Origin of the sequence: Streptacidiphilus monticola, assembly GCF_042658505.1 — a bacterium.
Classification (GTDB): domain Bacteria; phylum Actinomycetota; class Actinomycetes; order Streptomycetales; family Streptomycetaceae; genus Streptacidiphilus; species Streptacidiphilus monticola.
This window is the reverse complement of record NZ_JBHSQJ010000105.1, coordinates 24,650-32,777: the sequence shown is the minus strand read 5'-3', so window position 1 is coordinate 32,777 and position 8,128 is coordinate 24,650. Positions and strand designations below refer to the sequence as shown.

At 72.0% G+C, this 8,128-nt stretch carries 8 protein-coding genes; all 8 read left to right on the top strand.

Going from position 1 to position 8,128, the window contains the following annotated elements; all coding sequences use genetic code 11:
- On the top strand, positions 1-1,525 hold a 1,525-nt coding region (rho, locus tag ACFP3V_RS24005), incomplete at its 5' end, for a transcription termination factor Rho (protein WP_380587131.1).
- A gap of 130 nt (positions 1,526-1,655) precedes the next feature.
- A complete protein-coding gene (locus ACFP3V_RS24000; protein ID WP_380587128.1) occupies positions 1,656-2,768 on the top strand; it encodes an LCP family protein in 1,113 nt (370 codons plus the stop codon).
- 118 nt (positions 2,769-2,886) lie between these two features.
- Complete coding sequence (rpmE, locus tag ACFP3V_RS23995; protein WP_380587125.1) at positions 2,887-3,108, top strand: 50S ribosomal protein L31; 222 nt, start codon at positions 2,887-2,889, stop codon at positions 3,106-3,108.
- A gap of 105 nt (positions 3,109-3,213) precedes the next feature.
- On the top strand, positions 3,214-4,284 hold the full coding sequence (gene prfA / locus ACFP3V_RS23990; RefSeq protein WP_380587123.1) for a peptide chain release factor 1: 1,071 nt from the start codon (positions 3,214-3,216) through the stop codon (positions 4,282-4,284).
- Positions 4,285-4,333: 49 nt separating this feature from the next.
- Positions 4,334-5,200: a peptide chain release factor N(5)-glutamine methyltransferase gene (gene prmC / locus ACFP3V_RS23985; RefSeq protein WP_380587134.1), complete on the top strand. Its 867-nt coding sequence runs from the start codon at positions 4,334-4,336 to the stop codon at positions 5,198-5,200.
- Between the two features lie 16 nt (positions 5,201-5,216).
- A complete protein-coding gene (locus ACFP3V_RS23980; RefSeq protein ID WP_380587120.1) occupies positions 5,217-5,864 on the top strand; it encodes an L-threonylcarbamoyladenylate synthase in 648 nt (215 codons plus the stop codon).
- A complete protein-coding gene (locus ACFP3V_RS23975; RefSeq protein WP_380587117.1) occupies positions 5,861-6,547 on the top strand; it encodes an arsenate reductase/protein-tyrosine-phosphatase family protein in 687 nt (228 codons plus the stop codon). Before ACFP3V_RS23980 ends, ACFP3V_RS23975 begins: the two co-directional genes overlap by 4 nt.
- A 270-nt stretch (positions 6,548-6,817) precedes the next feature.
- On the top strand, positions 6,818-8,077 hold the full coding sequence (locus ACFP3V_RS23970) for a serine hydroxymethyltransferase (RefSeq protein WP_380587114.1): 1,260 nt from the start codon (positions 6,818-6,820) through the stop codon (positions 8,075-8,077).
- The last annotated feature ends 51 nt before the right edge of the window (positions 8,078-8,128 follow it).

The window sequence follows — 8,128 nt, the reverse complement described above, 5'->3', positions numbered from 1 at the left end:
CGCGACCGCCGTGTCCGCCGACGCGCCCACCGCCACGGCGACGGCCACCGTCGAGGCCCCCGCGGCCCCGTCCACCGAGCCCCGCGAGCGTCAGGGCGGTGACTCGCAGCGCGAGCGCGGCGAGGGCCGGCGGGAGGACCGCAACCGCCGTGACCGCGACCGCGACCGCCAGGGCGGCGGCGAGGGCGGCGGTCGTCAGCAGCAGGGCGGCGGCCAGCAGGGCCAGACCCAGCAGCAGGGCGGGCGCCAGGACCGTCAGGACCGCCAGGACCAGGGCGGGTTCGACGACGAGGACGGCGGCGGCCGTGGTCGCGGCCGCTACCGCGACCGCAACCGGCGCAACCGGCGCGACGGTTTCGAGGGCGGCGCGGAGCCGCAGATCTCCGAGGACGACGTCCTGATCCCGGTCGCCGGCATCCTGGACATCCTGGACAACTACGCCTTCGTGCGTACCTCCGGCTACCTGGCCGGCCCGAACGACGTCTACGTCTCGCTGGCCCAAGTCCGCAAGAACGGCCTGCGCAAGGGCGACGCCATCACCGGCGCCGTGCGCCAGCCGCGCGAGGGCGAACGGCGTGAGAAGTTCAACGCGCTGGTCCGCCTCGACTCGGTCAACGGCATGGACCCGGAGTCCAGCCGCAACCGCCCCGAGTTCACCAAGCTGACGCCGCTGTACCCGCAGGAGCGGCTGCGCCTGGAGACGGACCCGGGCATCCTGACCACCCGTGTGATCGACCTGGTCTCGCCGATCGGCAAGGGCCAGCGCGGTCTGATCGTCGCCCCGCCGCGCACCGGCAAGACGATGATCATGCAGTCGATCGCCAACGCGATCACGCACAACAACCCCGAGTGCCACCTGATGGTCGTCCTGGTCGACGAGCGTCCGGAAGAGGTCACCGACATGCAGCGCTCGGTCAAGGGCGAGGTCATCTCCTCGACCTTCGACCGGCCCGCCGAGGACCACACCACCGTCGCCGAGCTCGCCATCGAGCGCGCCAAGCGGCTGGTGGAGCTGGGCCACGACGTGGTCGTGCTGCTGGACTCGATCACCCGTCTGGGCCGCGCCTACAACCTGGCCGCGCCCGCCTCCGGCCGCATCCTGTCCGGTGGTATCGACTCGACCGCGCTCTACCCGCCGAAGAAGTTCTTCGGCGCCGCGCGCAACATCGAGAACGGCGGCTCGCTGACCATCCTCGCCACCGCCCTGGTGGAGACCGGCTCGCGGATGGACGAGGTGGTCTTCGAGGAGTTCAAGGGCACCGGCAACATGGAGCTCAAGCTCGACCGCAAGCTCGCCGACAAGCGCATCTTCCCCGCGGTGGACGTCGACCCGTCCGGCACCCGCAAGGAGGAGATCCTGCTGTCCAAGGAGGAGCTGGCGATCGTCTGGAAGCTCCGCCGGGTGCTGCACGCGCTCGACTCCCAGGCGGCCATCGAGCTGCTGCTGGACAAGATGCGCAAGACCAAGAGCAATGCCGAGTTCCTGATGCAGATCGCGAAGACCACGCCGGGCCAGGAGGACTGACACGGCGTCGGCCGGAGCTGAACAGCCCGGCCGACGGCAGAGCTGAACGATGGAACCCCGGGCCCGGTGGTCCGGGGTTCCTGGTTTTCGCAAAGCTGTTCTCCAGACTGCTGCCGTAGCGTTAGGAGTTATGGGTAGCAAGCAGACAAATCCCGCCGAAAGATCCGAAGGCTCGCGGCAGCCCTCCGGGTCCGGCCACCGGCGGGAACGCAGCCGGAAGCGGCGCATGGCCGTCATCGCGGCCTGGAGCGTCGGATGTCTGCTGCTGATCTGCGGCGCCGCGGGCGGCGCCGTGCTCTGGAAGCTGAACCACAACATCAAGAGCGTCGACATCGACAAGGCCCTGGGCAGCGACCGTCCGGCGGCCTCCACGAAGGGCGCGGAGAACATCCTGGTCCTGGGCTCGGACTCGCGGTCCGGCGCGGCCAACCAGGCGCTGGGCGGCGGCAGCACCGGGGACACCGCCCGGTCCGACACCGCGATGATCGTCCACGTCAACCAGGACCACTCCAGGGCCACCGTGGTCTCCATCCCGCGCGACACCCTGGTGTCCCGGCCGGAGTGCACCACCGGCTCGGGCACGACGGTCGCCGCGGCCACCTCGGTCATGTTCAACACCGCCTACGAGACCGGCGGCGCGACCTGCGCGGTGAAGACCGTGGAGGCGATGACCGGGCTGCGGATGGACCACTACATCGAGGTCGACTTCTCCGGCTTCGCCAAGCTCATCGACGCCCTCGGCGGGGTGGACGTCACGACGACGATCGACATCCACGACTCCAAGTCGCACCTCGACCTGCCCAAGGGCACCCACCACCTGGACGGCAGGACGGCGCTGGCCTTCGTCCGGACCCGCCACGGCATCGGGGACGGCAGCGACCTGGGCCGGATCCAACTGCAGCAGCAGATGGTCAAGGCGGTGGCCACCAAGGTCGCCTCGCTCGACCTCTTCGGCGATCCGACGAGGCTGTACTCGATCGCGGACGCGGCGACCAGCGCGGTCACCACGGACTCCAACCTGGGGTCGGTGACCTCGCTGGTGTCCTTCGGGGAGAGCCTGCGGAAGATCAAGACCGCCGACATCACCACGGTGACGCTGCCCAACGAGACCGCGCCGGCCGACGTCAACCGCGTCGTCCCCAAGGAGCCCGAGGCCACGGACCTGTGGACGGCCCTGCAGAACGACCAGGCCGTGCCGGACTCGGTCCTCAAGCTCCAGATCAGGAACCCCGCCGACAGCTGAGCCCAGGGGCGTTTTGGTGACCGGAGGGCTGACCTGGCAGACTGGTACGTCGGTCCCGGTTCACGCACGGCAAACCCGCCGTACGACCCGGTGCCCTCCCCGTACCTAGGAGTTTCCCTTGAAGCCCGAGATTCACCCGACCTACGTGGTCACCCGCGTGACCTGCACCTGCGGTGCGGAGTTCACCACCCGCAGCACCGAGCCCTCCGGCGAGATCCGCGCCGAGGTCTGCTCCCAGTGCCACCCGTTCTACACGGGCAAGCAGAAGATCCTGGACACGGGTGGCCGTGTCGCCCGCTTCGAGGCCCGCTTCGGCAAGAAGCACGCCGCGAAGCAGTAGCGAGCATCCGGCGCCGGCCAGCCGCCCCGAGTACCAGGGGCCCGCTGGTCGGCGCCGTTCGCGTTGAGACCACCCGAAGGACACGAGCAGAAGGCCGGACCCATCATGTTCGAGGCTGTCGAGGAGCTCCTGAGCGAGCACGCGATGCTCGAGGAGCGTCTGGCCGATCCGGCAGTGCACGCCGATCCCGGTACCGCGCGTCAACTGTCCAAGCGCTACGCCGAGTTGACTCCGATCACGCGGACCTACCGGGCCTGGAAGCAGGCCGGCGAGGACATCGAGACGGCGCGCGAGCTGGCGGACGACGACCCCGACTTCTACGCCGAGATCAAGTCGCTGGAGGCCCAGCGCGAGGAGCTCACCGAGCAGCTGCGGCTGCTGCTGGTGCCGCGCGACCCCAACGACGACAAGGACGTCCTGCTCGAGGTCAAGGCCGGCGAGGGTGGCGAGGAGTCCGCGCTCTTCGCGGGTGACCTGCTGCGCATGTACCTGCGCTACGCCGAGCGGATGGGCTGGAAGACCGAGATCATCGACGCCAACGAGTCCGACCTCGGCGGCTACAAGGACGTGCAGGTCTCGGTCAAGGCCAAGGGCACCCCGGAGCCGGGGCAGGGCGTCTGGGCCCGGCTCAAGTACGAGGGCGGCGTCCACCGCGTGCAGCGCGTCCCGGCGACCGAGTCGCAGGGCCGTATCCACACCTCCGCCGCGGGTGTGCTGGTCACCCCGGAGGCCGAGGAGGTCGAGGTGGAGATCAACCCGAACGACCTGCGCATCGACGTCTACCGCTCCTCGGGCCCCGGCGGGCAGTCCGTCAACACCACCGACTCGGCGGTGCGGATCACGCACCTGCCCACCGGCATCGTCGCCTCCTGCCAGAACGAGAAGAGCCAGCTCCAGAACAAGGAGCAGGCGCTGCGCATCCTCCGCTCCCGGCTGCTCGCGGCCGCCCAGGAGGAGGCCGAGCGTGAGGCCAGCGACGCCCGGCGCAGCCAGGTGCGCACCGTGGACCGGTCCGAGCGGATCCGGACGTACAACTTCCCGGAGAACCGGATCTCCGACCACCGCACCGGCTACAAGGCGTACAACCTCGACCAGGTCCTGGGCGGGGAACTGGACCCGGTGATCCAGTCCGCGGTGGACGCGGACAGCGCCGCCAAGCTCGCCGAGGCCTCCTGAGGCGGCCGCCGACGCCGCGTCAGGACCGACCCCAGAAGGGACCGTGCGCGTGAACCTGCTGCTCACCGAGGTCGCCCAGGCCACCCAGCGGTTGGCGGCCGCAGGCGTGCCCTCGCCGCGCTTCGACGCGGAGGAGCTGGCCGCCTGGGTGCACGGGGTCAAGCGCAGCCAGCTGCACAGCGTCCCGGACGGCGACTTCGACGCCCGCTACTGGGAGGCCGTCTCCCGGCGCGAGGCCCGCGAGCCGCTGCAGCACATCACCGGCCGCGCCTTCTTCCGCTACCTCGAACTCCAGGTCGGCCCGGGAGTCTTCGTCCCCCGACCGGAGACCGAGTCGGTGGTCGGCTGGGCCATAGACGCCCTGCGCGACATGGACGTGGCCGAGCCGCTGGTCGTCGACCTGTGCACCGGCTCCGGGGCGATCGCGCTGGCGCTGGCGCAGGAGGTGCCGCGCAGCCGGGTGCACGCGGTCGAGATGTCCGAGGACGCCTTCGCCTGGGCCCGCCGGAACATCGACGCCAGTCCCGACGCGGCCCGCATCGACCTCCAACTCGGCGATGCCACACGGGCGTTCGAGGACCGGCCGGAGCTCAGCGGCCAGTTCGACCTGGTCATCTCCAACCCGCCGTACATCCCGCTGACGGAGTGGGAGTACGTCGCGCCCGAGGCCCGGGACCACGACCCGGAGCTGGCCCTGTTCTCCGGCGAGGACGGCCTGGACACCATCCGCGGCATCGAGCGCGTCGCGGCCCGACTGCTGCGTCCCGGGGGCGTGGTCGTCGTCGAGCACGCCGACACCCAGGGCGGGCTGGTGCCGTGGATCTTCCGCGAGGAGGCCGGCTGGACCGACGCCGCCGACCACCGCGATCTGAACAACCGTCCCCGCTTCGCGACCGCGCGCCGCGCCGTTCTCTAGGAAGGATCCAGCGCCGATGAGTCGTCGCTACGACTGCTCCGATCCCAGCGAGCGCGCCACCGGTCTGCGCGAGGCCGCCTCCGCCGTCCGCCGCGGCGAGCTGGTGGTGCTGCCCACCGACACCGTGTACGGCCTGGGCGCGGACGCCTTCTCCGCGGAGGCCGTCGCGTCGCTGCTCGCGGCCAAGGGCCGCGGCCGGAGCATGCCCACCCCCGTGCTGGTCGGCTCGCCGACCACGCTGCACGGGCTGGTCAGCGACTTCTCCGAGCAGGCGTGGGAGCTGGTCGACGCGTTCTGGCCGGGCGGACTCACCCTGGTGACGCGCCATCAGCCCTCGCTGCGCTGGGACCTGGGCGACACCCGCGGCACGGTCGCGGTGCGCATGCCGCTGCACCCGGTCGCCATCGAACTGCTGGGCACCACCGGCCCGATGGCCGTCTCCAGCGCCAACCTGACGGGCAAGCCGTCCCCGCTGGACTGCGACGACGCCCAGGCGATGCTGGGCGAGTCGGTCTCCGTCTACCTGGACGGCGGCGCCGCCGAGCACGGCGTGCCCTCGTCGATCGTCGACGTGACCGGCAAGGTGCCGGTGCTGCTCCGGGAGGGGGCGATCTCCGCTGCGCAGCTGCGGGAGGTCGTACCCGAGCTGGAGGCCGGCAGTTGACCTCGCTCGCGAGGCCGATACCCGCGCAGGCGCCGGCTCCGGCCGCCGCCGCGGCCGGGGTGGGGGCGTTCCGCATCCTCTACGTGTGCACGGGCGGCATCTGCCGCTCGCCGATAGCCGAGCGCCTGACGCGCCATGAGCTGACGCTGCGTCTGGGCGCCCGCGCGAACGCCGAGGTGACGGTCGAGTCGGCGGGCACGTGGGGCCACGAGGGCGCCGCCATGGAACCCCACGCGGCGGAGGTGCTCGGCGAGTACGGCGCGGACCCCTCCGGGTACGTCGGACGGGAGCTGCTGGACGAGCACGTCATCGACGCCGACCTGGTGCTGACCGCGACGCTGGACCACCGGGCCCAGGTCATCTCGATGGGCCACGCGGCCGGGCTGCGGACGTTCACCCTGAAGGAGTTCACCCGGCTGGTCCGGGCCATAGACCCGGCGACGCTGCCGGAGGCCGGCCTGCGCCCCGGCGACATCGCGGAACGCGCCCGCGCCCTGGTCCGCGCGGCGGCGGCGCTGCGCGGCTGGCTGCTCGCGTCGTCGCCCGAGGCCGACGAGGTGGAGGACCCGTACGGCGCCCCCCTGGGCATCTTCCGCAGCTGCGGCGAGGAGATCTTCTCCGCCCTCGACCCCGTCGTCACCGCCCTGACAGGAGTCCGGCGAGACGCCCACTCGGGGGCGTGAGCCGACCGCGCGACGACGAGCAACCCGGCAGCTCCGCCGCGCGGGCGCCGACTCACCACCCGCGGAGGTCCGTCCCCGTCTGTGAGCCGAACCTCCGTGAGTGGTGGGCCGGTCGCGCAGTTCCTCGCGCCCCTGGCCGGCTGGTGGTTCGTGTTCGCGCCCGCGCGGCGGAGCCGCGAATCGGCCACCGCCCCGCGTCCCTGGCGGGTGCAACCGGCTGTGGGCGCTTATGGTGACCTCGGGGGCCTGAGCGGGCGCGGAGGCGTGGCGATGGCAACGATCGTGGAATCCGGTACTCCGAGGGCATGGGCGGTCGACGAGGCGTTGGGCAGGCTGCTCGACGCCGAACGCGGGCGGCAGCGCGACTGCCTCAACCTGCTCGCGGGGGAGAACGTGATGGCTCCCGCCGTGCACCAGCTCCTCGGCTCCGCCTTCGCGGAGAAGTACGCCGAGGGCTACCCCGGCCGCCGGCACCACACCGGCTGCGGCCCCGCCGACGCGGTCGAGGAGCTCGCCGCCCGGCGCGCGGAGGCGCTCTTCGGGGCCGTGCACGCCAACGTCCAGCCCTACTCCGGCAGCGTCGCCCTGCTCGCCGCCGCCGCGGCCCTGCTGAAGCCGGGCGACTCCGTCCTCGCCATGTCCGTCGCGCACGGGGGCCATCTCACCTCCGGCTCCGCCGCCAACTTCTCCGGCCGCTGGTTCGACGTCGCCGGCTACGGCGTCCGCCGCGCGGACGGGCGGATCGACCTGGACCAGGTCCGCGACCTGGCCCGGGCGCACCGCCCGAAGGTGCTGCTCGCGGGGGCCATCGCCTACCCCCGGGCGATCGACTGGGCCGCCTTCCGGGAGATCGCGGACGAGGTCGGCGCCTTCCTCGTCGCCGACGCCGCGCAGACCCTCGGGCTCTCGGCCGCCGGGCTGATCGCGTCCCCGGTCCCGCACGCGGACGTCGTGGTCGGCGTCAGCCACAAGCTGCTCGGCGGTCCGCGTGGTGGATTCCTGCTCTGCACAAGGGAGTTGGCCGAACGCATCGACCGGGCCGTGTTCCCCTTCGTGCAGGGCGGCCCGATGGTGAACCAGCTCGCGGCCAAGGCGTACATTTTCGGTCAGGCCGACCGTCCCGCCTTCGGCGACTACGCGGCCCAGTGCGTCGCCAACGCCCAGGTGCTCGCCGAGGGCCTCGCCGCGGAGGGGTTCCGGCCACTCACCGGCGGCACGGACACCCACCTGGTCACCGTGGACGCCGAGGCCACCGGGCTGACGGGGCGTGAACTGGAGCTGCGCGCAGAGGAGGCGGGGCTGCTGCTGGGGCGCTGTGCCGTCCCCTTCGCGCCGACGCCGCCCTCCGAGGCGGCAGGGCTGCGGATGGGCACGGCCTGGACCACCAGCCAGGGGCTGCGCGAACCCGAACTGGAGCACGTGGCCCGCCTGATCGGACGGATCGCCCGCGGAGACCGCGGCGCGGCCGGCGAGATCCGGGAACTCGCTCAGTCGACAAAACCGCAATGCGGGGAGTCGGCGTCCTTCTGACTAGGGTGTGCCCGTGACACCCCTGACTCGGCCCGCGCACACCTCCGGCGG